The organism is Streptomyces sp. CC0208, assembly GCF_003443735.1.
Classification (GTDB): domain Bacteria; phylum Actinomycetota; class Actinomycetes; order Streptomycetales; family Streptomycetaceae; genus Streptomyces; species Streptomyces sviceus.
Genome location: NZ_CP031969.1, coordinates 3,752,181 through 3,778,871, shown reverse-complemented (window position 1 = coordinate 3,778,871; position 26,691 = coordinate 3,752,181). Strand labels below are relative to the sequence as shown.

The window sequence follows — 26,691 nt, the reverse complement described above, 5'->3', positions numbered from 1 at the left end:
GAGTTGGTTCGGACTAGGGCGCGTATCGAGTCGTGATCAAACTGCCCACACACCGCTAGATCTTCTTGCGTGAAGCGAGTGCAACTACCTGGCGAAAACTGCGCTGGGCGGAGCAGAAGGGCTACAAGACCGAGATCTACGAGACGTCGTACGCTGAAGAGGCCGGCATCAAGTCGACCGCCTGCACCCGTCAGTGACAAGCCCTATGGGCGACCGTCCCGTCTTTGCTGGAGTCCGCGGCAGGTGCGGCGCCGTGGCGGCGCTGGCGGACGCTGTATTCGGTGATGGCCTGCCACAGGTCGCGGCGGTCGATGTCGGGCCAGTTGGTGTCGGTGAAGTGGAGTTCGGCGTAGGCGGCTTGCCAGAGCAGGAAGTTGGAGATGCGCTGTTCGCCGCCGGTGCGCCAGAGCAGGTCGACGTCCGGCGTGTCGGGCCAGGTCAGGTGGCGGGCGAGGTCGGTATCGCTGACGTGGTCGGGGTCGATGTCACCAGCGGCGGCGGCCCTGGCCAGTTGGGCGGCGGCACGGGTGAGTTCGTCGCGGCCGCCGTAGTTGATGCAGACCGTCACGCACAAGCCGGTGCGGTGGCGGGTTCTCAGCTCGGCTTGGAGGAGTTCCTCGATCAGGTCTTGGGGCAGTCCCACGGCGCTGCCGGCCCAGCGGATACGGATGCCGAGCTCTTCCTTGTCGTTGGCGTAGGTGCGTAGTTGATTGCGAATGCTTTCGAAGAGGAAGGCAATCTCTTCGGTGTCCCGTTTCCAGTTCTCGGTGGAGAAGGCGTACAGGGTCAGGTGGGCCAGGCCGATCTCGGCGGCTCCGCAGATGACGTCGCGTGTGGCGCCCTCAGCGCCGGCCCGGTGGCCTTCGTGGCGGGGCAGGCCGCGCTGGGTGGCCCAGCGTCCGTTGCCGTCCATGATGACGGCGACGTGGCGGGGCATCCGGCTCGCTGGAATGGTCGGCGGGCGGGCTCCGCTGGGGTGAGGGGCCGGTGGCTGGAACTTGCTGGGGGGACGGGTTTGGCGGGGCAGGGCATAGCCCGGGCTGCTGCCGTGCGGCGTTGCGGAAAGCGGGGTGAGGCGCCAGGCAAGGGCGCCTCTGGTGCGGGCGCGGGCCAGGATGCGCCAGCGCACAAAAGGTGCGGGCACCGCCGGGCGGGACAGCAGGGCGGGCCCGGCCGCCTGGACGGCATCGAGGCGGGCGTGGAAAAGGCGGGTGGCGGTGCTCAGCAGTTCGGCGGGGCCGGGATGGAGGGTGCTGGTCAGGCCGGGCTGATCGAGCCAGCGGCGGGCCTGCCCGGTCAGGTGGGCGATCAGCGCGCCGGCGGCGGGGCTCCAGTGTCGCGCTGTCAGGTGGTCGGCGGCGTCAGGGAACTGGTCGAGGACCTGGGTGGGCAGGTTCAGTTCGCCGCGGGCCAGGTCCTGGGCGAGGTCGGTGAGGGTGTCGGTGAGGTACAACCCGTCGAGGTAGCGCTGGTAGCTGTCTTTGCGACGCAGCCACACGGGAACCGGGATGCCGGCGCGGGCGAGCAGGGTCATGCTCTGTGTGGCCCAGGAGAGGTTGGAGTCGCCGACCCAAACGCTCCACTGCTCCCAGGTGTGCAGGTGGCGGCCGCGAGTGTCGCCGTCCAGGGTGGCGAAGGAGAGCCGCAGGTCGGCCAGGTCCAGGCGCCAGCGATGCATGGTGTCGATCAGGGCGCGGCGGACCGGGTCATCGCTGTGTCCTGCAGTGAGTTCGTCTTCCAGGGCGGTGGTCCATGCCTTCAGCTGCGCGGTGCGGGTGGCGGTCGTGCCGGCCGGGGCGTCGGCGAGGTCGTCGGCGGCGCTGAAGGCGGCCCACATCGCCCAGCAGGCCGGGCGCAGTAGCGGCGGCATCAGCTGCATGATCGAGTATTCGACGGGGTCGTCCCGCCGGACAGTGCGCCGGCAGTGGAGGTAGGCGGCTCGCAGGGCGGGGTCGTCGATGGCGGCCTGGGTCAGGATGCCGGGCACCGGGGCGCCTCCGTTTCGTGAAGGGTCTGCTGCGGCACAGTGCTGTGGGCGGCGCCGGGTTGGTCGGGGAGGACGGCCGGTTGGTGCATTGCGGACGCAGGAGCCCAGGCGAAGGCGAGGGAGCCGCCCACCATCCCGAGCGCGCTGCCGGCGAGGAGTCCGCCGAGGTTGCAGGTGATCAGGGCGAGCACGGCCAGGGCGACGGCGGCGACGCCGGTCAGGGCGTGCAGTTGCGGCAAGCGCAGCAGAACGAGGCCCGCCAGGAAGAGCGGGAGGCTCACGCCGAGGCCGGCGGCGTCCGCTACGCCGGGGCGCAGGATGGCGGCGGGGGCGCCGAGGAAGGGCAGCAGCATCATTTCCGCGCCGGCGGTACAGACCAGGAGGGCGGCGGCCAGCGGGCGTTGCCGGCTCCACCGGCGGGTGCGGCCGGGATGCGGGTGGCCGCGGCGACAGGTCAGTAGCATTCGTGGGCTCCCGGTGTGACGCGCATGCTCAGGCCGTTCAGGCGGAAGGAGCCGGCGGTGCCCTGCCATCCGGTGAAGCGGGGGTGGTGCACGGTCACTCGTGCGGTGCGGGCGAGGAAGCCGCCCGAGGAGCCGCCTTCGGAGCGGGCCAGTACGTCGGTGAAGTTGATGTCGCCGTGCAGTTGGTCGCTGTCGACGACCAGTCCGGTGGCGGCCACCGGCTCCTCACTGCCGGCGTGGACGCGGACGGTCACCGGGCCCAGGGGGGTTTTCACGAGGATGCTGACGCAGAGGTTCGCCAGCTCTGCCTCTTGTGCTGTGACGACCAGGACCGGATGGCGGGCACCGGTCTTGGGATCGACGTTCATCCCCGGCAGGGCGGTGAAGCCGCTGCCGCTGAGCCTGTCACCGGAGACCTTGAACGCCTCGCCGGAGGCAGCGACGGAGGCAGCCAGTGCCCCGGTGCCCATCGCGAGCAGCACGCCGCCCGCTGCGAGCGAGGCCGGTGCCATCAGCAGCCAGAACCGCAGCCAACGCCGCCGAGTCGGGGGTGGTTTCGGTTTGAAGTTCTGGAGTGCGGCGTTCATGCTCTGACAACGCCCGCTCCGTGATCACGACACGGTCGGCGCGAGTTGCTTCACCCCTGTTGCCGCCGGTTGCGTCTCGCAAGGGGCGGGCAGGGCCCGCTCCCGGGAACCGGCTGCGCCGGCCCCTGGTGGCGATCTGCCTGTTTCGCCGGCGGCAGGGTTCGCAGGGAATTCGCGGGCGGCTCCGTGGCGCGGCTGTGGTGGTTTCTTGCTGAGCGGTAGCGGCGACGTACCCGGTACAGGAGGGTCGCCGTCAGCAGGGCCGCAAAGTCGACGAGGGCGTAGCCGCCGGGAAGGCCGGCGGGTGGATTGCCCATGAGGAGCAGTCCGGTGATGTCGTGGTGCCGGTAGCTGTAGAGGCCGAAGTGGGTGCCGGCGAACTCCGCCGGAGCGGTCACCGCGATGATCCACGGAAGGCGAGTCCGCATCACAGGATTTCGGTGGAGGGTGGCGATGGCAAGGAGGTTGAAGGCGCCGCTGTAGTCGGGGCGTTGGGCCTGCAGGAGGCCCCACAGTGACCACGCCGCCAGACTCGTATACGCGGTGCGACGGAGCCAACGCGGTGCTGGGGTGCGAGCACTGATGATGCTGAGGAGAAAGAGGGCTGCGTGGCCGGCGGGGACCCAGGCGGGCAGATTGCCGAGCCGGTAGTCCCACCACTGCATGACGTGGGTGCCGATGTATTCCACCGTGCAGGCCACCGTCACGGCACACAGAGTCTGTGCCCGCACCCATGGGCTTTCGTGCCATGCCAGGATTCCCGTCAGGCCGGCGAGGACCATTCCCAGGCCCAGTTGTCCTCGTGGCCCTATTCCAGGTTCGCTGAGGCAGCCCGTGAGAACAGCTCCGTAGATCAGAAGCCATGCGAGCCGGTGTTCTGAGTAGCGCGACATGCAGTGCGCGCCCAGGCCGCGGGGAGCAGCGTCTTCCCGTCGCTGCCTATGGGTCGCTTCCCGCACAAGAGCGTGCAGGAACGGAACGTTTGTCATGCCAGGGGAACGACCCGATTGGGCGGTGTGGCTGGCGGTTCACCGGATCGTGTCCCGTGCCGGTCGCCCCAGCGCTGCAGCCGATTCCTCCTGCAATCGTGGGCGCGGACGCGGACGTCACGAGGGAGGCGTCGGGGTGAGCAGGAAGACGCGGAGGTCGCGTCGGGCTCGGGCCGCATAGGAGTCGAACACGGGCAGGGCAGCGAGGATTCGGGCGCGGTGCTCGGCCTGCTCGTGCGGGGTGAGGAGCCGGGCCGTCACCGGCTGGGCGGATCCGCCGTGAGCGATGGCGGCGTGGGGGTGGTGCAGGAGGTTGGTGCTCCAGGCGGGGTGGTGAGGGCGACCGAAGTTGCTGGCGACGATCAGCCACGTGCCGTCCACAGTGGCGTGGTGAGCGCAGATCGGGGTGTGGCGGGGCAGGCCGGTGCGGTGGCCCGTGGTGGTGAGCTGGATGACGGGCAGGAAGAGGCGGCTGGGCATCCACCGGCCTCGGGTCAGGCGGTGAACGAAGCGGTCGCAGCGTGGCAGCAGGTGCGGGGCGAGGTGGAGGAAGAGCCGTGTCTGGCCCAGACGGACTGTCCATCGCGGCACGGGGCGGGTGCGGTGGTTCATGCGTCCGGCCAGTGCGACATGGCGCGTTCCGCCATGGCGGTGATGGTGAGGGAAGGGTTGACCCCGAGGTTGGCGGTGATGACGGAGGCGTCACTGAGGTGCAGGGTCGGGTAGCGGTGTACGCGATGCTGCAGGTCGGCGACCGATGTCTGCGGGTCATCGCCGAGGGGGCAGCCGCCCAGCTGGTGGACGGTGACGGGCATGCGCAGCAGTCGACTGGGCCACCAGGTATAGGCGCGGCCGCCGATCCGGGAGGCGTAGGCGCGGGCCACGTCTTCGGCTGCGGGCATGCGCAGGCTCGTCGGCTTCGTGCTGTCGGGGGTGGTGAAGGTCAGGCGGCCGCGCCGGTAACGGCTGGTGAGGACGGAGTTGCTGCGTTCCATGGCGAAGAGCAGGGCGGTGTGCTGCTCGAAGCGGCGTGCGGGCGGTGTTTGCCCCGGTCCGGGCGGGCCGGTGAGGGAGGCGAAGGCGGCGGCGAGCGGGGCTGTGCCGGGGCCGACGCGGCACAGCTGCACCAGGGTGGAAGGGGTGGGGCGTACGGCGGAGCTGATGGCGATGCCGGGTCCGACGTCGAAGTGGGGGGCAGCGGCTGCCAGGGGGACGCCGCGGTTGGTGCACACCCGTGTTCCCAATGCCAGGGAGAGATCGGGGAGGGCGCCGGCGGCGCGGGCGCGGTGGAGCAGTTCGGTGGTGCCCCAGGCGCCGGCGGCCAGGACGACGTGGTCGGCGCTCAACGTTTCGCCACGGCGCTTGCCGGGGGTGGAGGGGGCGGTGCGGACCGTCCAGCCGCCGCCGGGGCGCGGCCACAGGGCGGTGACGGTGGTCATCGGGCGCAGACGTGCGCCGAGTTGTTCGGCGAGGTGGAGGTAATTCTTGGTGAGAGTGTTCTTGGCGCCCTGGCGGCAGCCGGTGACACAGCTCCCGCACAGGGTGCAGCCGGCACGGGCGGGGCCCTGGCCAGCGAAGTAGGGGTCGGCCAGCATCTGTTGCGGCGGACCGAAGTGGATGCCGGCCCGGACCGGGTGCGGCCGGGCGCCGAGGGCCTCGCCGATCTCGTGCAGCACCCGCTCTCCGGCGCCCGGCCGGGCCTGCCCCGGCACGGTGGTGGTTCCCAGCATGCGTTCGGCCACATCGAAGTACGGGGCGAGTTCGCTGGCCCATTCGACTCCTGGGGGCCAGCCCGGCTCCTGGAAGGCGTCCTCGTCGGGCCGGTAATGCACGCCCGCGTAAGCCAGCGAGCCGCCGCCCAGGCCGGCCCCGCTGATGGCCAGCAGGTTGCGGCGCAGCCGGATGCGCAGGATGCCGTGCAGGCCGAGGCGCGGCGCCCAGAGCATGCGGTGCAACTGCCAAGGGCGGGAGGCGAACTCCTCGTCGGCGAAGCGGCGTCCGGTCTCCAGGACGGTGACCCGGTAGCCCTTCTGCGCCAGGCGCAGCGCGGCCACGCTCCCGCCGAACCCCGACCCGATCACAATTACCTCTGGCATGGTGACGCAGCGTACAGTCTCAACTTCGTTGTGTGTCCAGCAGAAGAGGGCGAGGCTCCATGTCCGCAACCGTCCCGACCATGCCCGGCGCGCTCCCCTTCATCGGACACGGACTGCACCTGCTGCGCGACCCGCTGCCGTTGATGAGGAAGGCCAACACGCTCGCCCCGGTGGTCCGGCTCAAAGGGCCCGGGCCGGACGTCTATCTGGTCACCGACCCCGATCTGCTGCATCGCATGCTCGTCACCGACACGCGCGACTACGCCAAGGGGCGGATCACCGACGGCGCCGCGCCCCAGTTCGGGCCCAGCCTGCTGATGGACATCCACTTCGACGGGCTGACGTTGTTCGAAGCCCACCGTCGGCACCGCCGCGCCCTCCAGCCCGCCTTCCACCCCCGCCGCACCGCCGCCCAGGTACCGCAGGTACGGGAGCTGACCCAAACGCACTGCCGACACTGGCAGGCCGGACAGACGCTCCGCCTGGACCAGGACCTGGCTCGCCTTGCCTACGACGTCACCGCCCGCACCTTCTGCGCAGCCACGGACTCCATGGCCGGCGCGCTGGCCGCGCTCACCGCCTCCTCCACGACCGGGGTGTACTGGCGCGTGGCCCTGCCCCGGCTCGGCCGGCTCTCCGGTGTGCCCGGAACCGGTTCTTTCAAGCGAGCGGTGGCTCGTCTGCGCGCGGCCGTCACCGGCGCCATCGAACAGCACCGGGCCGATCCCCGGGACCGTGGTGACGTGCTGTCCGCGCTGCTGTCCGCCCGCTACCACGACACCGGCGAAGCCATGAGCGACGAGCAGATCGTCAACGAGATCACGTTCTACATGTTCGCCGCCGTCCACGGTATCGCCGACGTCCTGCCCCACGTCTTCCTCGAGCTGTCCCGCCACCCCGACGCGGAAGAGCGCCTGCACGCCGAACTCGACACCGTCCTGTCCGGCCGCCCCGTGCAGGCCGAGGACCTGCCCCGCCTGCACTACACGCGGCGCCTGCTCACCGAAGTGATGCGCCTGCACCCGACGGTGTGGCTGCTGGCCCGCCGCACGCTGCGCACCGTCCGCCTCGGCACCACCGACTTCCCCGCCGGAACCGAGATCGCCTACGGCGCCTACGCCGCCCACCACCATCCCGGCATCCACCACGACCCCCTGCGCTTCGACCCCGACCGCTGGCTGCCCGAACGCACCCGCGCCCTGCATAAAGTCGCCCAGCTCACCTTCGGTACCGGTCCCCGCAAATGCATCGGCGACCAGCTCGCCACCACCCATATGCTCACCGCACTCGCCACCATCACCCAGCACTGGCGACTCCACACCCCGCCGGGACACCGCCACCGCCCCACCCCCAGGCTCTTCCTGCGCCCCGGCACCCTGCCCGCCCTCATCACCCAGCGCACTCCGATGCGAACGACCAGCGCCGCACCCGCCCAGTCCTGAGCGCCGCAGCGCCCCAGCGGGAAGGCGCCGCCGGCCTTGGCGTGCGCGGGGCCCCCTCGCCATGCCTTGAGCTTGTTGATCAGGCGCTGGGCTCCGTTCGGAGCACGAGTTCCAGCAGGCCCGGGAAGCGCGCGTCGAACTCCGCCCGGCGCAGCCGGTTGACGCGCCGCGGCCCCTCGTCCCGCTGCTCCACGAGCCCGGCCGCGCGCAGCACCGTGAAGTGGTGGCTGAGGGCCGCTTTGCCGACGGGCACGTCGAAGGTGCCGCAGGCCCGGCTCCACTCGGGCGAACCGGCCAGCTCCCGCACCAGGGTGAGGCGGACGGGATCGGCGAGCGCGGCGAGTGCCGTGAGCACCGGGACGTCGTCAGGGTGGGTGTGCTCGGGGGCGGTCCGGTGCCGGGGCGTGCTCATGGATCGCTGCCGTTCCTTCCGTTCCGCTTGCCGAGTGTTCGATGAAAACCATACAGTGGCGAGTGTTCGGTTTCCGTTGAACAGTAGGGGTGAGGCATGCGCGCGGTGGAGTTCCAGGAGTACGGCGGTCCCGAGGTGCTCAAGGTCGTGGAGGCGGACGTTCCGGGCCCCGGACCCGGCCAGGTGAGCGTCGATGTGGCGTACGCCGGGGTGAACTTCGCCGACCTGAAGGCGCGCGCGGAGGGCTACCGGGTGCCGGGGCTGCCCTTCGTCCCCGGTCTGGAGGTGTCCGGGCGGGTCCGGGAGCTGGGCGAGGGCGTGACCGGCCTGAGCGTCGGCCAGGAGGTGACGGCCGCCCTGACGGTGGGCGGCGGTTACGCGGACGTGGCCGTCGCCGACACGGAGAACGTCTTCCCGCTCCCGTCCGGCGTCGGCCTGCGCACGGCGGCCACCCTGCCGGCGGTCCTCCCGACGGCGTACGCCCTCGTGCACACCGTCGGTCGGCTCCGGGCGGGGGAGACGGTCCTGGTGCAGGGCGCGGCGGGCGGAATCGGCACCGTGGTGGGCCAGTTGGCGAAGGCGGCCGGCGCGACGGTGTACGGCGTGGTGTCCGGCGAGGCCAAGGCGGCGTACGCCCGCGAGCACGGGTACGACGAGGTGTTCGTCGGTGACTTCGCGGAACCGCTGCGGGCGGCGACCGGCGGGCGTGGGGTCGACCTCGCCCTGGACCCGGTCGGCGGCGACACCCTCCGCGACTGTCTGGCCTCCCTCGCGGTCTACGGCCGCCTGGTCTCCTTCGGCAACGCGAGCGGCGCACCGGCGTGGACCGTGGGCCAGCCCGAGCTGTATCCCCTCGGCCTCTCCGTCGCCGGTTTCTCCATCCTCACCCTCGCCCGAACCGCCCCCGCCGAGCTGCGGACCCTCTCGGAGCGGGCGTTCGCGACGGTGGCCGACGGGACGGTCTCCCTGCCGGTCACCGCGGAGTTCGGCCTTGAGGAGGCGGCGGAGGCACACCGGCTGATGGGGGCGCGGACGAGCACGGGCAAGCTCCTGCTGAGGGTCGGTGGCTGATCCCCGTCACGGACCACGGGCCGCCCGCCGTCTGGACATTCGGCGGCGAATTTTGACACGGTGGGGCGCGCCGACCCGTAATCGAACGCGTGGTCGATGATGCCCTTCGGGAGGTCCGTCGTGTCCCTCTCCTTCTATGCGACGCAGAGTGTGTTCTCCGACCCCGGGGACATGGCCCCGCGGTACGCCGGGTTGCCGCGCGACCCCGCTCGGCTCGCCCGGATCGTCCGGGAGGTGATGATCCATCGGGTCGAGGGCGAGCTCTTCGGGCACACCCATCCCACCGACCGGCTCTACCAGGACGCCGAGACCCGGTACATCGACGACATCCTGCGGATCATCGTCGAGCGGAACGACGCGCCGCTGACCGTGCGGCGCGAGCCGGGCGACCGGTTCGTCGGGATCTGCCGCGACTTCACGCTGCTGCACGTCTCACTGCTGCGGCACGTGGGCATCCCGGCCCGGCTGCGGTCCGGGTTCGCCGACTACTTCTCCTCGACCGGCTTCCACGGTGACCACGTGGTCACCGAGTACTGGGACGAGAAGCGGGGCTGGCTGCTGGCGGACGCGCAGCTGGCCGACCCCGGCATCACCGCGAACTGGCCGGTGGACTTCGACCCGATGGACGTTCCCCGGTCGCGGTTCCTCGTCGCCGGTGAGGCCTGGCGGGCGATCCGGGAGGGCGGGGCGGACGAGACCGAGTTCGGGCTGCGCCTGCCCGGGGAGGAGCCGTTCGTCGGGGAGCGGTTCGTGGCGGGGAACATCCGCCTCGACCTCGCCGCGCTCAACAAGGTGGAGACCTTGCTGTGGGACGTGTGGGGTGAGGAGGAGGAGCTGGAGCGCTACGACCGGGTGGCACCCCTGGTGAGCGGGGAGGTGTCGTTCGAGGCCGTGCGGAAGGTGTTCGCCGAGGACGACGTGCTGCGGACGCCGTCGACGGTGACGTGTTACGCGCCGTTCGTCGGGACGCACCTCGTCACCCTGCGCTAGGCCACCGTCCGCAGCCCGCCCCGTGCGACGGCTTTCGTCGTGCGTACCACCCGTTGTGCGCAGGTCGCCGTCAGCAACTCGCCCAGCAGGTCCGGGTCGTCGATCTCCAGGCCAAGCAACGACTCGATGCGCTCCAGGCGCTGGTACAGGGACTGGCGGCCTATGTGGAGGAGGGCCGCCGTGCGGGTCGGTGAGCAGCCGTTGCGGAGGTGGACCTCCAGGGTTCGCACCAGGTCGCTCGGGTGGGCCGCTTCCCAGGCCAGCAGCGGCCCCAGGGCGTGCTGGACCAGCGCCGCCAGGCGGTCCCGGTTGGCGTCCACGCCGCCCCGGGTCAGTTCCCGCTCCAGCGCCAGGGCCCGGGACGAGGTCACCGACGGGCCCTCGGGGGCGGCCGGTTCGGCCGGCGGGACGGTCAACGCCAGTTCCAGGGTCGTACGGGCCGCCCGCAGCGTGTCGCTCCAGCGCAGCCAGCCGCCGTCGGAGGCGGAGACGGCGTGGCCCACCGCCACGGTGAGCCCGGGCGCGGCCGCCGTGCGGAAGGCCTCCTGCACCGCTTTCACGGGGTCACCGGGGAGCGTGCCCGGCAGGGACAGCAGCGCCAGGACGTCCCCAGGGAACGCGGCCCGCAGCACCCCGGCCCCGCCCAGCAGCCGTACCGCCCGGTCGACGGTGCTGACCTCCCGGGTGCCGTGCAGCGACACCCCGATCAGCCGGGCTCCCGGGCCCGGATGGAACCCGGCGAGCGCCGCCCGCGCCTCCACCTCCGGCTGGTTCAGCGCCGCCCGGTCGGCGAGGTCGGCGAGCAGGGCCGCCGTATGGTCGTCGCCCCACGGCCGTACCACCGAACGGCCGGACAGCCCGCGCGCGACGATCGCCCGGTTGGCGGCCTCCGTGATCCGCACGAAGGGCACGACCCGGCGCAGGGCCAGCAGGGGCAGACCCAGGCGGCGGGCCTCGTCGGTGACCTCGGGCGGCATGGCGGGCAGGGCGCGGCCGACCTCCACCGCGAGCCCGGCGGCGCCCCGGGCGGCCAGCTCGCGCACGTACCGGCGGCGGACCTCCTCGTCGGCGTCCGTCAGCCCGAAACCGTTGGTGAGCAGCAGCTCGCCGCCGTCCAGGAAGTTCGCGCCCTCGTACACCTCGCTCGAATGGACCCAGCGCACCGGGCCGTCCAGCGCGGTGTCTCCGGCCAGCAGCTCGGGCCCGGCGGCGCGGACGGGATCGAGGGCCAGGATCTCGCGAAGGGTGAGTGCGGGCATGTGCGCCTCCCGACAGTTCGTCCGGCTGTGGGCTGCCCGGAGAGTACTTTCCGCACGTTGCCCTCGTGTTTCGGCCACAGGAGAGTGAGAGGCATGGATCAGGCACAGGCACACCGGTGGCTCGCCACCGCCGTCGAGGAGGCCCGCGCCGGGCTCGCCGAGGGCGGCATCCCCATCGGGGCCGCGCTCTACGGCGCCGACGGCACCCTCCTCGGCCGCGGCCACAACCGGCGCGTCCAGGACGGCGACCCCTCCCTGCACGCGGAGACGGCCGCCTTCCGGGCCGCGGGACGGCAGCGGTCGTACCGCGGTACGACGATGGTGACCACCCTCTCGCCCTGCTGGTACTGCTCCGGTCTGGTCCGGCAGTTCGGGATCGGGCGGGTCGTCGTCGGGGAGGCCACCACCTTCCACGGCGGCCACGACTGGCTCGCCGAGCACGGTGTGGAGATCGTGCTCGTCGACGACCCCGAATGCGTGCGGATGATGACCGACTTCATCGGGAAGAACCCGGAACTGTGGAACGAGGACATCGGTGAATGACACCCCCCAGCCCCGTATTCCGACCGTCGACCTCGGGCCCTGGCTCTCCGGCGACCCCGACGCCCGCGCCGCCACCGCCCGCACCCTCGACCGGGCCCTGCAGACCGCCGGGTTCTTCCTGGTGACCGGGCACGGCGTCGACCCGGCCCTGCGCTCCGGGATCCGGGAGGCCGCGCGCGCCTTCTTCCGGATGCCCGCGGAGACGAAGAAGGCGTACGAGGCGAAGGTCGGCGGCCGTGGCTGGCTTGGTCCCGGCGCCGAGGCCAACGGTTACTCGGAGGGCACGCAGACCCCGCCGGACCTCAAGGAGTCGCTGACCTTCGCCACCCACGAGCCCTTCGAGGACCCGGTCGTCAACGCGGAGTGGTACGCGCCGAACGTCTGGCCCGCCGAGGTGCCGAAGCTCCGGACCCTGTGCGAGGAGTACCTGGAGAAGATGGGCGAGCTGGAGAAGCAGCTGCTCTCCCTGCTCGGTGAGGCCCTCGGGCTCGCACCCGACTTCTTCTCCCGGCACATGGACCATCCGACCTACGGCTTCAACATCAACTGGTATCCGGGCACGGAGGTGACCGGGGACCCGGAGCCCGGGCAGTTCCGCATCGGCCCGCACACCGACTTCGGCACGGTCACGATCCTCGACCGGCAGGCCGGCAAGGGCGGCCTCCAGGTGTTCACGGACGAGGGCGGCTGGGAGGACGCGCCCTTCGACCCCGACGCCTTCACCATCAACATCGGCGACCTGATGGCCCGTTGGACGGGTGACCGCTGGCGGTCGGGACGGCACCGGGTGCTGCCGCCACCTGCGGACGCGCCCGCCGAGGAGCTGATGTCCCTGGTCTACTTCGGCGAGTGCACCCCGGGCACGACCGTCGAGTCCGTCCCGGCCCCGGTCGGGCGGGTGGCGTACGAACCCGTCGACTCCCACGTGTACCTGAGGGCGAAGCTGGACTCGATCACGGTCGGGTGAGGGGAGCGCTGCGGGGCATCGGCCCGGCGAAGCCGGGCCGAGCGGCCGTCACCGGGCCGGCGACCGCCTCCGCAGCGCCGCGTACAGCAGGGCGCTCAGCGCGAAGCCGACCACGGGGGTGATGTCCCCGAACGACGGCCAGTGCTCCGGTACGTAGCCGACGTAGTCCTCCTGGTTGGAGAACAGCGGCACGGAGACCGCCACGCCGATCAACAGGGCCGCGAGCCCCGGCCAGTTGGTGAAGGAGCGGTCGGACAGCTGGGCCGCCGACTGCTCCTGCGGCACCCGGGCCCGCAGCCACCGCTCGACCAGGACCACACCCAGCCAGGGCGCCACCCAGTACGCGATCACCAGCAGGAACGCCTCGTAGGCCGCGCCCGCGTCGGAGAGCGAGGCCCACGCCGCCGCCGTACCGGCGACTCCGGACACCACGACCAGCACGCTCCGGCTCAGCCAGGCCGGGAGGTTCAGGCCGAAGGAGGCGATCGAGATCGCGCCGGAGTACACGTTGAGGGCGTTGGCGGAGACCGCGCCCAGGATGATCGCGATCAGCACCAGGTCGCCGAGCCAGCCCGGAAGATGGCCGGTGAAGGCCGCCGTCGGGGTCGCGTCCTTCGGGGCCACGATGGTCGCCGAGGCCGCGCCGATCACCGCGACCAGAGTGATGGACAGGAACAGGCCGAGCGCCGGGTAGAGGACCGTCCTGACCTTGTTCGCCGTACGGGGGAGATAGCGCGAGTAGTCGGACGCGTACGGGTTCCAGCCCGCCGCGTAGCCCCAGGCCGCGCTGAACGCGAGCAGGAAGCCGCCGATGCCGCCGCCCGTGCCGCCTCCGCCGAGGTCGGCGTCCTTGAAGGTCCACACCCCGGCCAGCAGGAAGATCACCGCGAGGGCGGGGAAGGCGTACTTCTCGAAGGCGTGGACGAAGTTGTGGCCGATGAAGCCGATCAGGATCTCGGCGGCCACCACGAGGAGGAGCGACGGCAGCGGGCGCAGCCCGGTCAGGGTGTTGAGGGCGAAGGCCGCGCTGACGCTGTTCACCGCGAACCAGCCGACGCCGGCCACCAGGCCGTTGGCCGCGGCGGGCAGGATGTTGCCGCGGTGGCCGAAGGAGAGGCGGCCGATCACCATCTGCGGCACCCCGAACCGGGGCCCGTCCAGGGACAGGACGCCCTGGGTGATCGCCCCGAGGGCGGTGCCGAGCACGATGGCGGCCGTGGCCTGCCAGAAGCTCAGGCCGAAGAAGAGGACCGCGATCACCCCGATGAAGACGGTCGCGAACTCGATGTTGGGGGAGGCCCAGGTCCACAGCAACTGGAGCGGGCCGCCGTGGCGTTCGGCGTCGGGGACGGGTTCCGAGCCCGTCGCCTCGACGGCGATGACCTTGTCACCGTATGCGGGAGCGAGGGTGCCGGCGGAGTCGGCGGGAGCTGTCGTCATGCGAGGTAAGTGTCCGGCCCCCGCTCGCCTCCGCCCAGGGGCGCGATGTCCGCTTCGGGGGGCTCTACGACGTACAGCTTGTCAGCCTGCCTTGGGGTCCTCGCCCTGCTCGCGGCGCTTGAGCTCCTCCTCGCGGCGGCGCAGGTCGGCCTCCCAGTCCTTGAGGAGCGCCTCGTCCTTCTTGTGCTCCGCCTTGAGGGAGTTCAGGAACTCCGGGTTGTCGTCGGGGGCGACGTACTCCATGCGGTGGTTGCGGTGCCACTCGGAGGGGGTGCGGCCGTTCGCCGGCGGGGTGCGCAGCTTGCCCGCGGCGAGCCAGGCGACCGGGCCGACGATCCAGAACAGCAGGATGATGAAGACCCAGGCGATCTTGGGAAGGTGCTTCGCCTCGTCCTCGGGGGTGTTGAGGCAGTCGATGAACGCGTAGATCGTCAGCGCCAGCGGGATCAGGTACATCAGCAGCCGGAACATGTCTTGTGGCCCCCCAGGGAACGTGGTGTGGAGCCTGTGACGGGCCCCTGACGGGGTCAGGGTAGCGGCTCGGGGATACTTGACCCCATGGCTTACGACGATCTTCGCTCCCTGCTCAGGGCACTGGAACGCGAGGGAGACCTCAAGCGGATCAAGGCCGAGGTCGACCCATATCTGGAGGTCGGGGAGATCGTCGACCGGGTGCAGAAGGCGGGCGGCCCCGCGCTGCTCTTCGAGAACGTCCGCGGGTCGGCCATGCCGCTCGCGATGAACGTCTTCGGGACCGACCGGCGACTGCTCAAGGCCCTGGGCCTGAAGTCGTACGGGGACATCTCCGACAAGATCGGCGGCCTGCTGCGTCCCGAACTGCCGCAGGGCTTCGTGGGGGTGCGCGAGGCCTTCGGGAAGCTCGGCTCGATGACGCACGTCCCGCCGAAGAAGGTGAAGTCCGGGGACGCCCCGGTCCAGGAGGTCGTCCTCACCGGGGACGACGTGGACCTCGACCAGTTGCCCGCGCTCTTCACCTGGCCCAAGGACGGCGGGTCCTTCTTCAACCTGGGGCTCACCCACACCAAGGACCCGGAGTCCGGGATCCGCAACCTCGGTCTGTACCGCCTCCAGCGCCACGACAAGCGCACGATCGGCATGCACTGGCAGATCCACAAGGACAGCCGCAACCACTACCAGGTCGCCGCCCGGCGCGGTGAGCGCCTCCCGGTGGCCATCGCCTTCGGCTGCCCGCCCGCCGTCACCTACGCCTCCACGGCCCCCCTCCCCGGCGACATCGACGAGTACCTCTTCGCCGGGTTCATCGCGGGCAAGCGGATCGAGATGGTGGACTGCAAGACGGTCCCGCTCCAGGTCCCGGCGCAGGCCGAGGTGGTCATCGAGGGCTGGCTGGAGCCGGGCGAGATGCTGCCGGAGGGGCCCTTCGGGGACCACACCGGGTTCTACACCCCGCAGGAGCCGTTCCCGGCGCTGAAGATCGACTGTGTGACGATGCGGAAGCGGCCGCTGCTCCAGTCGATCGTCGTGGGCCGCCCCCCGACGGAGGACGGACCGCTGGGCCGCGCGACGGAGCGTTTCTTCCTCCCTCTGCTGAAGATCATCGTGCCGGACATCGTGGACTACCACCTGCCCGAGGCGGGCGGCTTCCACAACTGCGCGATCGTCTCGATCGACAAGAAGTACCCGAAGCACGCGCAGAAGGTGATGCACGCGGTCTGGGGGGCACACATGATGTCCCTGACCAAACTGATCGTGGTCGTCGACGCGGACTGCGACGTGCACGACCTGCACGAGGTCGCCTGGCGGGCGCTGGGCAACACGGACTACGCCCGTGACCTCTCGGTCGTCGAGGGACCGGTCGACCACCTCGACCACGCCTCCTACCAGCAGTTCTGGGGCGGCAAGGCGGGCATCGACGCGACGAGGAAGTGGCCCGAGGAGGGCTACACGCGTGACGGCGGCTGGCCCGACATGGTGCTGTCCGACCCGGAGACGGCGGCGAAGGTCGACCGCCGGTGGAAGGAGTACGGCCTGTGAGCCCCATCCCCGCGGGCGGCCCGGCCCTGTTCATCGGCACCGACACCGACTACGTGGCGCTCGTGCGGCCCGCGCTGGACCCGGCCGACCCGGGCGTACGCCAGGCCGCCGAACAGGCGGGCGTCACCCCGGAGGAACTCGCCGGACCCGGTGACACCTGGGCGGTCCTCTTCGAGCACGGCGGCGACGGCGACGGCTTCGAGCTGCCCGGGGTGCGCGACGCGGAACCCGCCGACTTCGCCGAGCGGCTGCGCGCGGAACTCACCGCGGCGGACGGTCCGTTCACGGTCGACGGCGGAGCGGCGCTGCGCCTGGACGCCTCTCCGGCAGGCCCGGACGGATACGCCTTCACCGCGCACGTGACCCCGCCCGACGACGCCGGGACACCGGTGACCGTGGAGACGGGCCCGCTGCCCTCCGCCGCACTCCTGACCGACCTCGACGCCTTCCTCGGGAGCCTCGCATGATGACCACCGCCGACGGGGTCGTGGGCCCGGGCCCGGCGCCGCAGCCGACCGGGAAGGTGAAGGCCTTCCTGCGCCTCGTGATGATCGAGCACTCGGTCTTCGCGCTGCCCTTCGCGTACATCGCCGCGCTGACCGCGATGTACGAGTGGGACAAGAACATCCACTGGGGGCGGCTGCTCCTGGTGACGATCTGCATGGTGGGACTGCGCACCTTCGCGATGGCGGTCAACCGGATCATCGACCGGGAGATCGACGCGCGGAACCCCCGGACGGCACAGCGCGAGCTCGTCACCGGGGCGATGTCGGTCAAGCACGCCTGGACCGGGGCACTGGTCGCGGTCGTGGTCTTCCTCGGCTCTGCGGCGCTGCTGAACCCGCTGTGCCTGGCGCTGGCGCCCGTTGCGGTGATCCCGATGGTGGTCTATCCGTACGGGAAGCGGTTCACGAACTTCCCCCAGGCCATCCTGGGTCTCGCCCAGGCGATGGGTCCGGTGGGCGGCTGGCTCGCGATCACCGGGTCCTGGTCCTGGGACGCGGTCATCCTCGGCCTCGCGGTCGGCATCTGGATCGGCGGGTTCGACCTGATCTACGCCTGCCAGGACGTGGAGACGGACCGGGAGACCGGCGTCATGTCGGTGCCGGCGCGCTTCGGCATCCCGGCGGCGATCTGGGGGGCGCGGGTCTGTCACGTCCTGACGACGTCCCTGCTGATCTGGTACGCCGTCGCGACGGATGCGGGCGGCTTCTTCTGGCTGGGCCTGATGATCGTCGCGGGCGCGTTCGTGTACGAGCACTCGATCGTGCGGCCGCATGACCTGTCCCGGCTGAACCGGGCGTTCTTCTCGACGAACGGCTTCATCGGCATCAGCCTCTTCATTTGCGCGCTGCTGGATCTGCTGGTGCGGGGGTTGACGGTCTGAGCCCGGGTCCGCAGGCCCGCTGCGGGCTGCGGGCGGGTGGGGGCTTGTCGCGCCCACGCGGCGGAGCCGCATATCGATACAGCCCCGCGCCCCTAGGTGGGCACAGGTCCCCGGCGTTTGAAGGCGAACGCCGTTGCCACTCCCGCCAGCAGGCCCAGCAGGTGGGCCTGCCAGCTCACCCCCGACTGGGTCGGTGCCAGGCCCACCACGATCGACGTGCCCCAGATCGCCGCTACCAACAGACCCACCAGGACGCCCAGCGGCCTGCGCTCCACGAAGCCCGTCACCACCAGGTAGCCGAAGAGGCCGAAGATCAGGCCGGACGCGCCCGCCGTGTTGGTGTGGGCCGGGGCTATGAGCCACACGCCCAGGCCGTCGGCCACGATGATCAGGGCGCAGACGGCGGCGAACCGGCGCAGGCCGCCGAGGGCCGCGAGGAAGCCCATGACCAGCAGCGGGACGCTGTTCGCGGCCACGTGGGCGAAGCCGAAGTGGACGAAGGCGGCCGGGACGACATCGACCAGCTCGGAGGGGGTGCGGGGGGTGATGCCGAGGCCGTCCAGGGCGTGGCCGCTCGCCACGTCCACCACCTCCAGCAGCCACAGCAGCGCGACCCAGCCCACCATCAGCTTGGCCGCCGCCTTCGCGCGATCACCGCGCGACCACTCGAGTTCCCTGTCTGTCATGGCAACCCCCTCCCCTTCAGAGGAACGCCCGACCCCCTTGGCCGGTTCCCACCCTGTGACGCCGGATAGGCTCGGGGGTGTGAACCCAGTCAAGCCAGGAGAGACGCGGCGTACGCCTTGGATCGTAGGGGTGTCCGGCGCCTCCGGCACCCCGTATGCCGCGTCTGTGCTGCGCGCGCTGCTCGCCGCCGGCGAGAGCGTCGACCTGGTGGTCTCCCGTGCCTCGCGGCTCACCCTGCTCGACGAGACGGGGATCTCCTTCCGGGACGCGCACTGGCGCGATGACCTGCGGGAATGGCTGGCCCGTGGGGCCGACGGCAAGCCCGCGACCTTCGACGTCGACACCGACGCCGTGCGGTACTGGCCCGCCGGGGACCTGGCCGCGGGGCCGTCCTCGGGGTCGTACCCGAGCAAGGGGATGCTGATCGTCCCCGCCTCCACTGCCTGCGTCGCCGGAGTCGCCCTCGGCCTCTCCAAGGACCTGCTCCAGCGGGCCGCGAGCGTGACCTTGAAGGAGCGCAGGCCGCTGGTCGTGGCCGTGAGGGAGACCCCCTTGAACGGCCAGACCCTGCGGCACCTCGTCGCGCTCGACGACGCAGGCGCGAGCGTGGTCCCGGCCTCGCCGGGCTTCTACGCGGGCGCCACCCATATCCAGGACCTGGTGGACTTCGTCGCCGGGCGGGTGCTGGACGCGGCGGGTGTCGGGCACGACCTGTACCGGCGCTGGCAGGGGGACCTGGGCGGCGGCACGCCGGGTCAGTAAGGCACGTGGCAGTACCTCTCATCACTTCAGGCACTTTTCAGCGGAAGGCTTCGATCCCATGGACGCGGTGGACAGGCAGCTCATCCAGGCCCTGAGGGAGAACGGCCGGGCCTCCTACGCGGAGCTGGGGCGCCTCGTCGGTCTGTCGGGACCCAGCGTCACCGACCGCATCAACCGGCTGGAGGCGGCCGGTGTCATCACCGGTTACCGCGCCACCGTCGACTCCGCCTCGCTCGGCCTCGGCGTCACCGCGCTGATCGGTATCTCGCTCGGGGACGCGGTCGACCACGAGGACGTGGCACGCCGGCTCCGGGACCTCGGCGAGATCGAGGACTGCTGGTTCATCGCGGGCGACGACTCGTACATGCTGAAGGTCCGGGCGCCGGATGTGGACGGTCTGGAGAAGATCATCCGGCGGCTGTCCGGGACCGAGGGGGTCTCCCGCACCCGTACCACGATCGTGCTGTCCACGAAGTGGGAGAACCGGGTGGGAGAGCTGCCCGAAGAAGCGTAGAGGCGGGGACGTACGGTTGTCGCAGTCGTCGGAGAAAGGTGTGACCCCCATGGACGTCGGGCTCAAGCGCGAGCTGGAGGACAAGGTCAGGTCCGGTGAACGGCTGACCCGCGAGGACGGCATCGCGCTGTACGAGTCGGACGACCTGGCCTGGCTCGGCGGCCTCGCGCACGAGGTGCGGACGCGGAAGAACGGCGACGTCGTCCACTTCAACGTCAACCGCCACCTCAACATGACCAACGTGTGCACGGCGTCCTGCGCCTACTGCTCCTTCCAGCGCAAGCCGGGGGAGAAGGACGCGTACACGATGCGCATCGAGGAGGCGGTGAAGCTCGCCAAGGCGATGGAGGGCGAGAACCTCACGGAACTCCACATCGTCAACGGCCTGCACCCGAACCTGCCGTGGCGCTACTACCCGCGGTCGCTGCGCGAACTGAAGGCGGCGCTTCCGGACGTCTCCCTGAAGGCGTTCACCGCGACGGAGATCCACCACTTCGAGACGATCAGCGGACTCTCGGCCTCGGAGATCCTCGACGAGCTGATCGACGCGGGTCTGGAGTCGCTGACCGGCGGTGGCGCGGAGATCTTCGACTGGGAGGTCCGCCAGCACATCGTGGACCACCGGACCCACTGGGAGGACTGGTCCCGGATCCACCGCCTGGCGCACGAGAAGGGTCTGAAGACCCCGAGCACCATGCTGTACGGCCACATCGAGGAGCACCGTCACCGCGTGGACCACGTCCTGCGGCTGCGTGAACTCCAGGACGAGACCGGCGGCTTCCAGGTCTTCATCCCGCTGCGCTACCAGCACGACTTCGTGGACGTGAAGGACGGCAAGGTCAGGAACCGCCTCCAGGCCCGGACGCAGATGGCCACGGGCGCGGAGGCCCTGAAGACCTTCGCGGTCTCCCGCCTCCTCTTCGACAACGTCCCCCACGTCAAGGTCTTCTGGGTCATGCACGGCGTCCAGACCGCCCAGCTGGCTCTCCAGCACGGCGCGGACGACATGGACGGCTCGGTGGTCGAGTACAAGATCACCCACGACGCCGACAACTACGGCACCCCGAACAAGCTCACCCGCGAGGACCTGCTGGACCTGATCCGCGACGCCGGCTTCCGCCCGGTGGAGCGGAACACGCGCTACGAGATCATCCGCGAGTACGACGGCCCGGACACGGGCCGCCGGGAGTCACCGCAGCCGATGCGGCTCTGAGTCGGTCGTCGGGCGGGTGCGGGTGCGGGTGAGTGGGGGCTTGTCGCGCAGTTCCCCGCGCCCCTTGAGGGGGTACCCGCACCGTATGGCTGACAAGGCCGACGCCCTGCGCCGCGCCGCCGCCGGCTGCCGTGGCTGCCCCCTGCACCGGGACGCCACGCGCGCGTGATGCTCGTCGGGGAGCAGCCCGGTGATCAGGAGGACCTGCAGGGGAGGCCGACCGTGCTGGAGGAGGAGATCCACGGCAGGCGGGAGCGGCTGGTGCCGACCGTGCATCCCTCGTCCGTGTTGTGGGCCGAGGACAGGGAGGCCGCGTACCGGGGCCTGGTGGCGGACCTGGAGGTCGCGGCACGCGCATTGGCGTAAGGCTTACGATGCTGCTGTGTCCCTTACGTTTACTCTCGACCCGGCCGTCACTCCCGCCCTCCGGGACGGCGTCCTCGATCTGTGGACGGACGTCAGCAACGCGGGCGGTGCCGTCGGTTTCGTCGCACCCGTGGAACGGGAGACCATACGCCCCGAGCTGGTGAAGCACTTCGCGGCGATGGCGGACGGCCGCACCCGGCTGCTCGTCGGACAGGATGCCGACGGCCGGGTGGCCGCCGCCGTGTTCCTCGCCTTCAACACGCACCGGCTGATGACCCACTGGCTGTGGCTGTACACCGTGATGGTGCACCCGCGTCACCAGGGCAAGGGCTACGGCCGTGACCTGCTCGGCGCCGCCGCGGAGGCGGCCCGCGGGATCGACGGCATCGAGGCGATACGGCTCACCTGCCGCGGTGGCCTCGGCCTGGAGCGTTTCTACGGCTCCTGCGGCTACAAGGAGGTCGGCCGGATCCCTGGTGCGATCCGGGTCGCACCGGGCGACGACCGCGACGACGTGATCATGCTGCTGCCGCTCGGCTGACCCCCGTCGAAGATCGGGTGCCCGGCGTGCTTCACTGGACGGTGCCCCTTTGTGGTGTTCAAAACCGTTCGAAACGGAAGAGTGGATTGACATGCTCCGCTACACGCTGATGCGCCTCGGGATCTTCGTGGGCTGCCTCGTGGTCGTCTGGGGCCTCGTCTACTCCGGCCTCGCCCCGCGCGGCCTCGGCGACTCCAACGGCATGTGGGTCGTCCTGCTCTCCCTGCTGCTCTCGGCCCCCATCAGCTTCGTCGTGCTGCGCAAGGAGCGCGACCGTGCCTCCGTCCAGGTCGTCCAGCGGGTCGACCGGATGAAGGCCAACCTGGAGGCGAACCGCAGCCAGGAGGACGAGGCCGCCGACCAGGCCGCCCCCTCCCAGGGACAGGCCCCGCAGACCTCCTGAGCCCAACGCCCCCGCTGCCGTGCCCGGGTGACCGTAGGCTTTGGGCATGGGTGTCGTGAAGAGCAAGCGGATGCCGCGTGCCGTGCGGGAGCAGCAGATGCTGGACGCCGCCGTGGAGATCTTCGGGCAGCGTGGGTACATGGCCGCCTCGATGGACGAGATCGCCGAACTCGCCGGTGTTTCCAAGCCGTTGGTCTATCTGTATCTGAACTCGAAGGAAGACCTCTTCACCGCGTGCATCCGCCGGGAGGCGGCCGCGCTCACCGAGGCCGTACGCACGGGCGTGCGGACCGAGCTGCCCGCCGACCGTCAGCTGTGGGACGGGCTGCTGGCCTTCTTCACGCACACCTCGCAGCACCCGCACGGCTGGTCGGTGCTGCACCTCCAGGCCCGTATCCACGGTGAGGCGTTCGCCGCCGAGGTCACCGCGATGCGCGAGGAGATCGTGGCGTTCGTGACCCATCTGATCGTGGTCGCGGCCCGCGAGGCCCACCGCGACCCGGACCTGCCCGAGCGCGAGGTCGCCGGCCTCGCCGAGGCGCTCGTCGGCGCCGCCGAGTCGCTCGCCGCCTGGGCCAACGCGACCGCGGGCGTGACAGCGCGGCAGTCCGCGGCAACCCTGATGAACTTCGCGTGGGCCGGCCTCGGGAACATGATGGAGGGCCGGCCCTGGACCCTCCAGGACACGCCGTCCGGCAGCGCCCCGCTCCAGGTCAGCTGACCGCGCCTGCCGCGGTGGGCCCGGTGAGCGGGTACACGCCCCCGCTCACGTGCACGCGGTCCCCGCCGCACAGTTCGAACCGCTCCCCGTCCGCCGCGTAGGTCACCGTCGTCGGCAGCAGCACCGGAGCCCTGAACTCGGCCCGCACCAGCACAGCTTGAGGTGTGCCGTGCGCCGCCAGGCAGCGGGCCGCCGTCCACATGCCGTGCGCGATGGCCCTCGGGAAGCCGAAGAGGCGGGCGGTGAGCGGGTACAGGTGGATCGGGTTGCGGTCGCCGGACGCGGCGGCGTAACGCCGTCCGATGTCCCCGGCCAGCCGCCACTCGGCCACCCCGGGCAGCGGCCCGTGCGTCTCCCGCTCCCGTTCCCCGCCGGTGTCCTTCGTGCGGTGCCGCGCCAGATACGTGCTCACCGACTCCCAGACGACCTCCGCACCCACCCGCAGCTCGGTGACGACCGCGACCTCCGTGCCGCGTCGGTGCGGTGCCAGCCCGTCGACGTACACGGTGAGTTCGTACTCGCCCGACGCGGTCAGCTCCCGGTACCGGGTGATCTCGATCGACGTGTGCACCAGGCCGAGCAGCGGCAGCGGGAAGTCCCGCCCGCTCATCAGGCTCATGGCCAGGGGAAAGCCCAGCACATGCGGATACGTCACCGGCAGCGCGTCCTCCCCGGTCGGGAACCCGCACACCCGCTCGTAGGCGGCGAGCCGCGCGAGGTCGATCCGCAGACCGGGCAGCACGAGACGGGTCCGGGGGAAGTCCGCGGTGGCCGAGGGCCGCTTGAAGGGGGAGCGCAGGGCGCCCAGGGCGAGGCGGGGGAGGAGGGAGGGGGACCGGCGGAGGATGGTTGACGGACCTGCGCCGGGACCCTTCGAGCCCTCGGCCCGTCCGCCCTCCCCGTTCGAGCCCTCGGGTCGTCCGCCCTCCCCGTACGACCCCTCGGCCTGCGTGTCGTCCGAGTACGTCGCCACTACGCCCCCAACAGGCTCTGGCCGCACACCCGTACGACCTGTCCGTTGACCGCGCCGGAGGCCGGATGGGCCAGCCAGGCCGTCGTCTCGGCCACGTCGACGGGCAGTCCGCCCTGTCCGAGGGAGTTCATCCGCCGTCCCGCCTCCCGGATGAACAGCGGGACCGCCGCCGTCATCTTCGTCTCGATGAACCCCGGGGCGACCGCGTTCACCGTGACCCCGTGCTCGGCCGCCGCCCGGGGTGCCAGGGAGCGCACCAGGCCGACGACACCGGCCTTGCTCGCGCCGTAGTTGGTCTGCCCGGTGTTCCCGGCGAGCCCGGCGATGGACGCGGTGGCGACGATCCGCCCGCCGCGTCGCAGGGTGCCCGCCTCCAGCAGCGCGTCGGTGGTGCGCAGCACGCTCGCCAGGTTCACGTCGAGCACCGAACTCCAGCGCTCCGCGGGCATGTTGGCCAGTCGCCGGTCCCGGGTGATGCCGGCGTTGTGGACCAGCACGTCCAGCCCGTCCGGCAGCGCCTCGGCGATCCGCGCGCCCGCGTCCGGGGCCGTGATGTCCAGCGCGAGGGAACTGCCCCCGAGCCGCGCGGCCAGCCGCTCGGCATCCGCCGACGCCCCCGGCACATCGAGGACGACGACCCGCGCCCCGTCCCTCGCCAGCGTCTCGGCGACCGCCGCGCCGATGCCGCGCGCCCCGCCGGTCACCAGGGCCGTCCGCCCGGCGAGGGGGTGAGACCAGTCGACGTCCAGCTCCTGCGCCTGCCCGACCTCGATCACCTGACCGCTGACGTACGCCGACTTGGGGGAGAGCAGGAAGCGCAGGGTCGACTCGGCCGCGGACGTGTCGGTCAGCCGTACGAGGTTGACCGTTCTGCCCCGCCCGATCTCCTTGCCGAGCGAGCGGGTGAACCCCTCCAACGCCTGCTGGGCGGCGGCCTGGTGATGATCCGCCGAAGAGAGCGGCGCCCCCAGGACGACGACCCGGCCGCTCGCGGCGACCGACCGCACGACCGGGTGCAGGGCCGCGTGCACCTCGGCCAGCCCCGCCACGTCCCGCACGCCCGTGGCGTCGAGGAGGACCGCGGCGGGCGCGTCCGACGGGGAGGGGAACTCCGGGAACTCCGGTCCGGACAGCTCCGACTTGCCCGCCGTCAGGTGCAGCACCCCGCCCTCGAACCCCGGGGACTGGGGCGACCACCGCCGCAGCGCCGCCGGCTGCGGAAGCCCGAGGCGGCGGGTGAGGAACCGGCCCGGCGCGGTACCGGTGAAGCTCAGATAGCGGTCGGCCATGTCCATCTCCCGGGTCGGTCGCAGATTCCTTACTCTGGAGTAAGGTTACCGTAGGTAAGTCGATTTCCGTGGTGAGGAGCTGGTGGAGATGAGTCCCCTGAAGCCGCCGGTCGCCCGGCGTGTGGCGATCGTCGCCGGCAGCCGTGTGCCCTTCGCCCGCTCGGACGGTCCGTACGCCACCGCCTCGAACCAGGACATGCTCACCGCCGCCCTCGACGCCCTCGTGGAGCGCACCGGGCTCCAGGGGCCGGGCGCCGTGGGGGAGTTCGTCGCCGGTGCCGTCCTCAAGCACGCCCGCGACTTCAACCTCGCCCGCGAGACGGTCCTCGGCTCGAAGCTGGACCCGCGCACCCCGGCGTACGACATCCAGCAGGCCTGCGGGACCGGCCTCCAGGCCGTCATCGCCGCCGCCAACAAGATCGCCCTGGGTCAGACGGAGTCCGCGATCGCGGGCGGAGCGGACACCGCGAGCGACGCGCCCCTCGGCGTCAACGACGACCTGCGCCGCATCCTGCTGGAGGCCCGGCGCGCGAAGTCCGCGGGCGGCCGCCTCAAGGCGCTCGCGCGCATCCGTCCGAGCCATCTCGTGCCCGACATCCCGCGCAACGCCGAACCCCGCACCGGCCTGTCGATGGGCGAGCACGCCGCCGTCACCGCCCGCGTGTGGGGCGTGACCCGCGAGGCCCAGGACGAACTGGCGGCGACGAGTCACCAGCGGCTGGCCGCGGCCTACGAGCGGGGCTTCTTCGAGGACCTGGTGGTCCCCTTCCGGGGCCTGCCCCGCGACCAGAACCTCCGCCCCGACTCGACGGCGGACAAACTCGCCGCGCTCAAGCCGGTGTTCGGCCTGAAGGACGCCGAACCGACCATGACGGCCGGGAACTCGACCCCGCTGACGGACGGCGCGGCGGTCGTCCTGCTGGCCTCGGAGGAGTGGGCCGAGGCACGCGGCCTTCCGGTGCTGGCGTACCTCACGGCGTACGAGACGGCGGCCGTGGACTTCGTGCGAGGCGATGTCGCCCAGGGGGAGGACGGGCTGCTCATGGCCCCCGCCCACGCCGTCCCCCGGATGCTGGAGCGGGCCGGGCTCGGCATGGAGGACTTCGACCTGGTGGAGATCCACGAGGCCTTCGCCTCCCAGGTCCTCGCGACCCTCGCCGCCTGGGAGAAGCGGGGTCTGGCCGCGGTGGACCGGGACCGGCTCAACGTCACCGGGTCCTCCCTCGCCACGGGGCATCCCTTCGCGGCGACCGGTGCGAGGATCGTGGCCACGCTCGCCAAGCTGCTGGCCGAGCGGGAGGGCCCGGGCCGCGGGCTGATCTCGGTGTGCGCGGCGGGCGGGCAGGGAGTCACGGCGATTCTGGAGCGACCGTAGCGGCCGATAGCTGACAAAGTCTCACTTTGCGGTCAGGGTTGCACAGTCCTGGCTCCGGACCATCAACAAACCGGCACAGACTCGCCACTTGAGGCACTTAGGATCACCGTCCTACCCCAGGTAACCCTTCCCGGCGCACTCGCGGGTGAACGCCCCGGTACGTCCCCTGCGTACCTCATGCAGCGGAGCGGTACCGA

Annotated in this window: 29 protein-coding genes and 1 pseudogene; 17 read left to right on the top strand and 13 right to left on the bottom strand. The window is 71.4% G+C overall.

Annotated features, from left to right (window positions below; all coding sequences use genetic code 11):
• The first annotated feature begins 65 nt into the window (after positions 1 to 65).
• On the top strand, positions 66 to 197 hold the full coding sequence (locus D1369_RS44540) for a hypothetical protein (RefSeq protein WP_272920904.1): 132 nt from the start codon (positions 66 to 68) through the stop codon (positions 195 to 197).
• Here the strand turns inward: D1369_RS44540 and uppS are convergent.
• The 6 genes from uppS to D1369_RS17135 form a co-directional block, all read right to left on the bottom strand.
• Positions 191 to 1,987, bottom strand: coding sequence for a polyprenyl diphosphate synthase (gene uppS / locus D1369_RS17155; protein WP_037903556.1), 1,797 nt, complete (start codon positions 1,985 to 1,987; stop codon positions 191 to 193). The two genes, D1369_RS44540 and uppS, sit on opposite strands and share 7 nt — an antisense overlap.
• The gene (locus tag D1369_RS43875) at positions 1,972 to 2,451 is read right to left on the bottom strand and encodes a DUF6114 domain-containing protein (RefSeq protein WP_162951016.1); all 480 of its coding nucleotides are present in this window, start codon (positions 2,449 to 2,451) and stop codon (positions 1,972 to 1,974) included. The genes uppS and D1369_RS43875 overlap by 16 nt, the downstream gene beginning before the upstream one ends.
• Positions 2,442 to 3,038 (bottom strand): DUF6230 family protein, encoded by a 597-nt coding sequence (locus D1369_RS17150; protein ID WP_007383897.1) that lies wholly within the window; start codon positions 3,036 to 3,038, stop codon positions 2,442 to 2,444. The genes D1369_RS43875 and D1369_RS17150 overlap by 10 nt, the downstream gene beginning before the upstream one ends.
• 50 nt (positions 3,039 to 3,088) lie before the next feature.
• Complete coding sequence (locus D1369_RS17145; protein WP_162951015.1) at positions 3,089 to 3,745, bottom strand: hypothetical protein; 657 nt, start codon at positions 3,743 to 3,745, stop codon at positions 3,089 to 3,091.
• A 399-nt stretch (positions 3,746 to 4,144) separates the two neighbouring features.
• Complete coding sequence (locus D1369_RS17140; RefSeq protein WP_237557656.1) at positions 4,145 to 4,507, bottom strand: nitroreductase/quinone reductase family protein; 363 nt, start codon at positions 4,505 to 4,507, stop codon at positions 4,145 to 4,147.
• A gap of 128 nt (positions 4,508 to 4,635) precedes the next feature.
• On the bottom strand, positions 4,636 to 6,123 hold the full coding sequence (locus D1369_RS17135; RefSeq protein WP_082319442.1) for a GMC family oxidoreductase: 1,488 nt from the start codon (positions 6,121 to 6,123) through the stop codon (positions 4,636 to 4,638).
• A 59-nt stretch (positions 6,124 to 6,182) separates the two neighbouring features.
• Between D1369_RS17135 and D1369_RS17130 the strand changes: the two genes are divergently transcribed.
• The gene (locus D1369_RS17130) at positions 6,183 to 7,565 is read left to right on the top strand and encodes a cytochrome P450 (protein ID WP_007383901.1); all 1,383 of its coding nucleotides are present in this window, start codon (positions 6,183 to 6,185) and stop codon (positions 7,563 to 7,565) included.
• A gap of 79 nt (positions 7,566 to 7,644) precedes the next feature.
• Here D1369_RS17130 and D1369_RS17125 read toward each other — a convergent pair whose 3' ends face one another.
• Positions 7,645 to 7,977, bottom strand: coding sequence for a helix-turn-helix domain-containing protein (locus tag D1369_RS17125; RefSeq protein ID WP_007383902.1), 333 nt, complete (start codon positions 7,975 to 7,977; stop codon positions 7,645 to 7,647).
• A gap of 96 nt (positions 7,978 to 8,073) precedes the next feature.
• Here D1369_RS17125 and D1369_RS17120 point away from each other — a divergent pair, with 96 nt between their 5' ends.
• Positions 8,074 to 9,048 carry a zinc-binding dehydrogenase gene (locus tag D1369_RS17120; RefSeq protein WP_007383903.1) on the top strand — a complete coding sequence of 325 codons (975 nt, stop codon included), beginning with the start codon at positions 8,074 to 8,076 and terminating at the stop codon, positions 9,046 to 9,048.
• A 120-nt stretch (positions 9,049 to 9,168) separates the two neighbouring features.
• A complete protein-coding gene (locus D1369_RS17115) occupies positions 9,169 to 10,038 on the top strand; it encodes a transglutaminase domain-containing protein (protein WP_240436079.1) in 870 nt (289 codons plus the stop codon).
• Here the strand turns inward: D1369_RS17115 and D1369_RS17110 are convergent.
• The gene (locus D1369_RS17110) at positions 10,035 to 11,297 is read right to left on the bottom strand and encodes a PucR family transcriptional regulator (RefSeq protein WP_007383905.1); all 1,263 of its coding nucleotides are present in this window, start codon (positions 11,295 to 11,297) and stop codon (positions 10,035 to 10,037) included. The genes D1369_RS17115 and D1369_RS17110 overlap by 4 nt on opposite strands.
• Before the next feature lie 93 nt (positions 11,298 to 11,390).
• Between D1369_RS17110 and D1369_RS17105 the strand changes: the two genes are divergently transcribed.
• Entirely contained in the window at positions 11,391 to 11,840 is a 450-nt protein-coding gene (locus D1369_RS17105; RefSeq protein WP_202477060.1) for a nucleoside deaminase, read from the top strand.
• Positions 11,833 to 12,807, top strand: a complete 975-nt coding sequence (locus D1369_RS17100) for a 2-oxoglutarate and iron-dependent oxygenase domain-containing protein (RefSeq protein ID WP_007383907.1) — start codon at positions 11,833 to 11,835, stop codon at positions 12,805 to 12,807. The genes D1369_RS17105 and D1369_RS17100 overlap by 8 nt, the downstream gene beginning before the upstream one ends.
• 48 nt (positions 12,808 to 12,855) lie before the next feature.
• Here the strand turns inward: D1369_RS17100 and D1369_RS17095 are convergent, their stop codons facing one another.
• Both D1369_RS17095 and D1369_RS17090 read right to left on the bottom strand, forming a co-directional pair.
• A complete protein-coding gene (locus D1369_RS17095; RefSeq protein ID WP_007383908.1) occupies positions 12,856 to 14,247 on the bottom strand; it encodes a cytosine permease in 1,392 nt (463 codons plus the stop codon).
• Positions 14,248 to 14,328: 81 nt separating this feature from the next.
• Entirely contained in the window at positions 14,329 to 14,718 is a 390-nt protein-coding gene (locus D1369_RS17090) for a PLD nuclease N-terminal domain-containing protein (protein WP_007383909.1), read from the bottom strand.
• A gap of 87 nt (positions 14,719 to 14,805) precedes the next feature.
• Here D1369_RS17090 and D1369_RS17085 point away from each other — a divergent pair, with 87 nt between their 5' ends.
• From D1369_RS17085 to mqnP, 3 genes are read left to right on the top strand one after another with little or no spacing between them, the layout of a single operon-like run.
• A complete protein-coding gene (locus D1369_RS17085) occupies positions 14,806 to 16,263 on the top strand; it encodes a menaquinone biosynthesis decarboxylase (protein WP_007383910.1) in 1,458 nt (485 codons plus the stop codon).
• Positions 16,260 to 16,730 (top strand): hypothetical protein, encoded by a 471-nt coding sequence (locus D1369_RS17080; RefSeq protein ID WP_037901051.1) that lies wholly within the window; start codon positions 16,260 to 16,262, stop codon positions 16,728 to 16,730. Before D1369_RS17085 ends, D1369_RS17080 begins: the two co-directional genes overlap by 4 nt.
• Positions 16,727 to 17,650: a menaquinone biosynthesis prenyltransferase MqnP gene (gene mqnP, locus D1369_RS17075; RefSeq protein WP_202477061.1), complete on the top strand. Its 924-nt coding sequence runs from the start codon at positions 16,727 to 16,729 to the stop codon at positions 17,648 to 17,650. The genes D1369_RS17080 and mqnP overlap by 4 nt, the downstream gene beginning before the upstream one ends.
• 92 nt (positions 17,651 to 17,742) lie before the next feature.
• Here the strand turns inward: mqnP and D1369_RS17070 are convergent, their stop codons facing one another.
• Complete coding sequence (locus D1369_RS17070; RefSeq protein ID WP_007383913.1) at positions 17,743 to 18,336, bottom strand: rhomboid family intramembrane serine protease; 594 nt, start codon at positions 18,334 to 18,336, stop codon at positions 17,743 to 17,745.
• A gap of 79 nt (positions 18,337 to 18,415) precedes the next feature.
• On the opposite strand from D1369_RS17070, the gene D1369_RS17065 reads away from it, so the two are divergent.
• The 7 genes and pseudogenes from D1369_RS17065 to D1369_RS17035 all read left to right on the top strand — a co-directional run bounded on the left by D1369_RS17065 (position 18,416) and on the right by D1369_RS17035 (position 22,857).
• Positions 18,416 to 19,099, top strand: coding sequence for a UbiX family flavin prenyltransferase (locus D1369_RS17065; protein ID WP_050789737.1), 684 nt, complete (start codon positions 18,416 to 18,418; stop codon positions 19,097 to 19,099).
• A gap of 58 nt (positions 19,100 to 19,157) precedes the next feature.
• The gene (locus D1369_RS17060; RefSeq protein WP_007383915.1) at positions 19,158 to 19,613 is read left to right on the top strand and encodes an Lrp/AsnC family transcriptional regulator; all 456 of its coding nucleotides are present in this window, start codon (positions 19,158 to 19,160) and stop codon (positions 19,611 to 19,613) included.
• A 49-nt stretch (positions 19,614 to 19,662) separates the two neighbouring features.
• Positions 19,663 to 20,826, top strand: coding sequence for an aminofutalosine synthase MqnE (mqnE, locus tag D1369_RS17055; RefSeq protein WP_007383916.1), 1,164 nt, complete (start codon positions 19,663 to 19,665; stop codon positions 20,824 to 20,826).
• 85 nt (positions 20,827 to 20,911) lie between these two features.
• Positions 20,912 to 21,192: pseudogene (locus tag D1369_RS17050) on the top strand (hypothetical protein).
• A gap of 16 nt (positions 21,193 to 21,208) precedes the next feature.
• Complete coding sequence (locus tag D1369_RS17045; RefSeq protein ID WP_007383918.1) at positions 21,209 to 21,733, top strand: GNAT family N-acetyltransferase; 525 nt, start codon at positions 21,209 to 21,211, stop codon at positions 21,731 to 21,733.
• Between the two features lie 91 nt (positions 21,734 to 21,824).
• Complete coding sequence (locus D1369_RS17040) at positions 21,825 to 22,136, top strand: DUF4229 domain-containing protein (RefSeq protein ID WP_007383919.1); 312 nt, start codon at positions 21,825 to 21,827, stop codon at positions 22,134 to 22,136.
• Between the two features lie 46 nt (positions 22,137 to 22,182).
• Positions 22,183 to 22,857 (top strand): TetR/AcrR family transcriptional regulator, encoded by a 675-nt coding sequence (locus tag D1369_RS17035; protein WP_037901052.1) that lies wholly within the window; start codon positions 22,183 to 22,185, stop codon positions 22,855 to 22,857.
• Here D1369_RS17035 and D1369_RS17030 read toward each other — a convergent pair.
• Both D1369_RS17030 and D1369_RS17025 read right to left on the bottom strand, forming a co-directional pair.
• On the bottom strand, positions 22,850 to 23,830 hold the full coding sequence (locus D1369_RS17030; RefSeq protein ID WP_007383921.1) for a MaoC/PaaZ C-terminal domain-containing protein: 981 nt from the start codon (positions 23,828 to 23,830) through the stop codon (positions 22,850 to 22,852). The two genes, D1369_RS17035 and D1369_RS17030, sit on opposite strands and share 8 nt — an antisense overlap.
• Positions 23,830 to 25,119, bottom strand: a complete 1,290-nt coding sequence (locus D1369_RS17025; RefSeq protein WP_086023269.1) for a 3-oxoacyl-ACP reductase — start codon at positions 25,117 to 25,119, stop codon at positions 23,830 to 23,832. The genes D1369_RS17030 and D1369_RS17025 overlap by 1 nt, the downstream gene beginning before the upstream one ends.
• An 88-nt stretch (positions 25,120 to 25,207) precedes the next feature.
• On the opposite strand from D1369_RS17025, the gene D1369_RS17020 reads away from it, so the two are divergent.
• Complete coding sequence (locus tag D1369_RS17020) at positions 25,208 to 26,494, top strand: acetyl-CoA C-acetyltransferase (protein ID WP_037903564.1); 1,287 nt, start codon at positions 25,208 to 25,210, stop codon at positions 26,492 to 26,494.
• Positions 26,495 to 26,691: the final 197 nt, after the last annotated feature.

Bases quoted from the DNA above. Each gene is read 5' to 3' on its own strand.
- mqnP (WP_202477061.1), top strand. From the start codon at position 16,727: ATGATGACCACCGCCGACGGGGTCGTGGGCCCGGGCCCGGCGCCGCAG.
- D1369_RS17060 (WP_007383915.1), top strand. From the start codon at position 19,158: ATGGACGCGGTGGACAGGCAGCTCATCCAGGCCCTGAGGGAGAACGGC.
- D1369_RS17090 (WP_007383909.1), bottom strand. From the start codon at position 14,718: ATGTTCCGGCTGCTGATGTACCTGATCCCGCTGGCGCTGACGATCTAC.
- D1369_RS17150 (WP_007383897.1), bottom strand. From the start codon at position 3,038: ATGAACGCCGCACTCCAGAACTTCAAACCGAAACCACCCCCGACTCGG.
- D1369_RS17085 (WP_007383910.1), top strand. From the start codon at position 14,806: ATGGCTTACGACGATCTTCGCTCCCTGCTCAGGGCACTGGAACGCGAG.
- D1369_RS17125 (WP_007383902.1), bottom strand. From the start codon at position 7,977: ATGAGCACGCCCCGGCACCGGACCGCCCCCGAGCACACCCACCCTGAC.
- D1369_RS43875 (WP_162951016.1), bottom strand. From the start codon at position 2,451: ATGCTACTGACCTGTCGCCGCGGCCACCCGCATCCCGGCCGCACCCGC.
- D1369_RS17110 (WP_007383905.1), bottom strand. From the start codon at position 11,297: ATGCCCGCACTCACCCTTCGCGAGATCCTGGCCCTCGATCCCGTCCGC.
- D1369_RS17135 (WP_082319442.1), bottom strand. From the start codon at position 6,123: ATGCCAGAGGTAATTGTGATCGGGTCGGGGTTCGGCGGGAGCGTGGCC.
- D1369_RS17120 (WP_007383903.1), top strand. From the start codon at position 8,074: ATGCGCGCGGTGGAGTTCCAGGAGTACGGCGGTCCCGAGGTGCTCAAG.
- D1369_RS17070 (WP_007383913.1), bottom strand. From the start codon at position 18,336: ATGACAGACAGGGAACTCGAGTGGTCGCGCGGTGATCGCGCGAAGGCG.
- D1369_RS17025 (WP_086023269.1), bottom strand. From the start codon at position 25,119: ATGGCCGACCGCTATCTGAGCTTCACCGGTACCGCGCCGGGCCGGTTC.
- D1369_RS17095 (WP_007383908.1), bottom strand. From the start codon at position 14,247: ATGACGACAGCTCCCGCCGACTCCGCCGGCACCCTCGCTCCCGCATAC.
- D1369_RS17140 (WP_237557656.1), bottom strand. From the start codon at position 4,507: ATGCCCAGCCGCCTCTTCCTGCCCGTCATCCAGCTCACCACCACGGGC.
- D1369_RS17035 (WP_037901052.1), top strand. From the start codon at position 22,183: ATGGGTGTCGTGAAGAGCAAGCGGATGCCGCGTGCCGTGCGGGAGCAG.
- mqnE (WP_007383916.1), top strand. From the start codon at position 19,663: ATGGACGTCGGGCTCAAGCGCGAGCTGGAGGACAAGGTCAGGTCCGGT.
- D1369_RS17130 (WP_007383901.1), top strand. From the start codon at position 6,183: ATGTCCGCAACCGTCCCGACCATGCCCGGCGCGCTCCCCTTCATCGGA.
- D1369_RS17020 (WP_037903564.1), top strand. From the start codon at position 25,208: ATGAGTCCCCTGAAGCCGCCGGTCGCCCGGCGTGTGGCGATCGTCGCC.
- D1369_RS17040 (WP_007383919.1), top strand. From the start codon at position 21,825: ATGCTCCGCTACACGCTGATGCGCCTCGGGATCTTCGTGGGCTGCCTC.
- D1369_RS17105 (WP_202477060.1), top strand. From the start codon at position 11,391: ATGGATCAGGCACAGGCACACCGGTGGCTCGCCACCGCCGTCGAGGAG.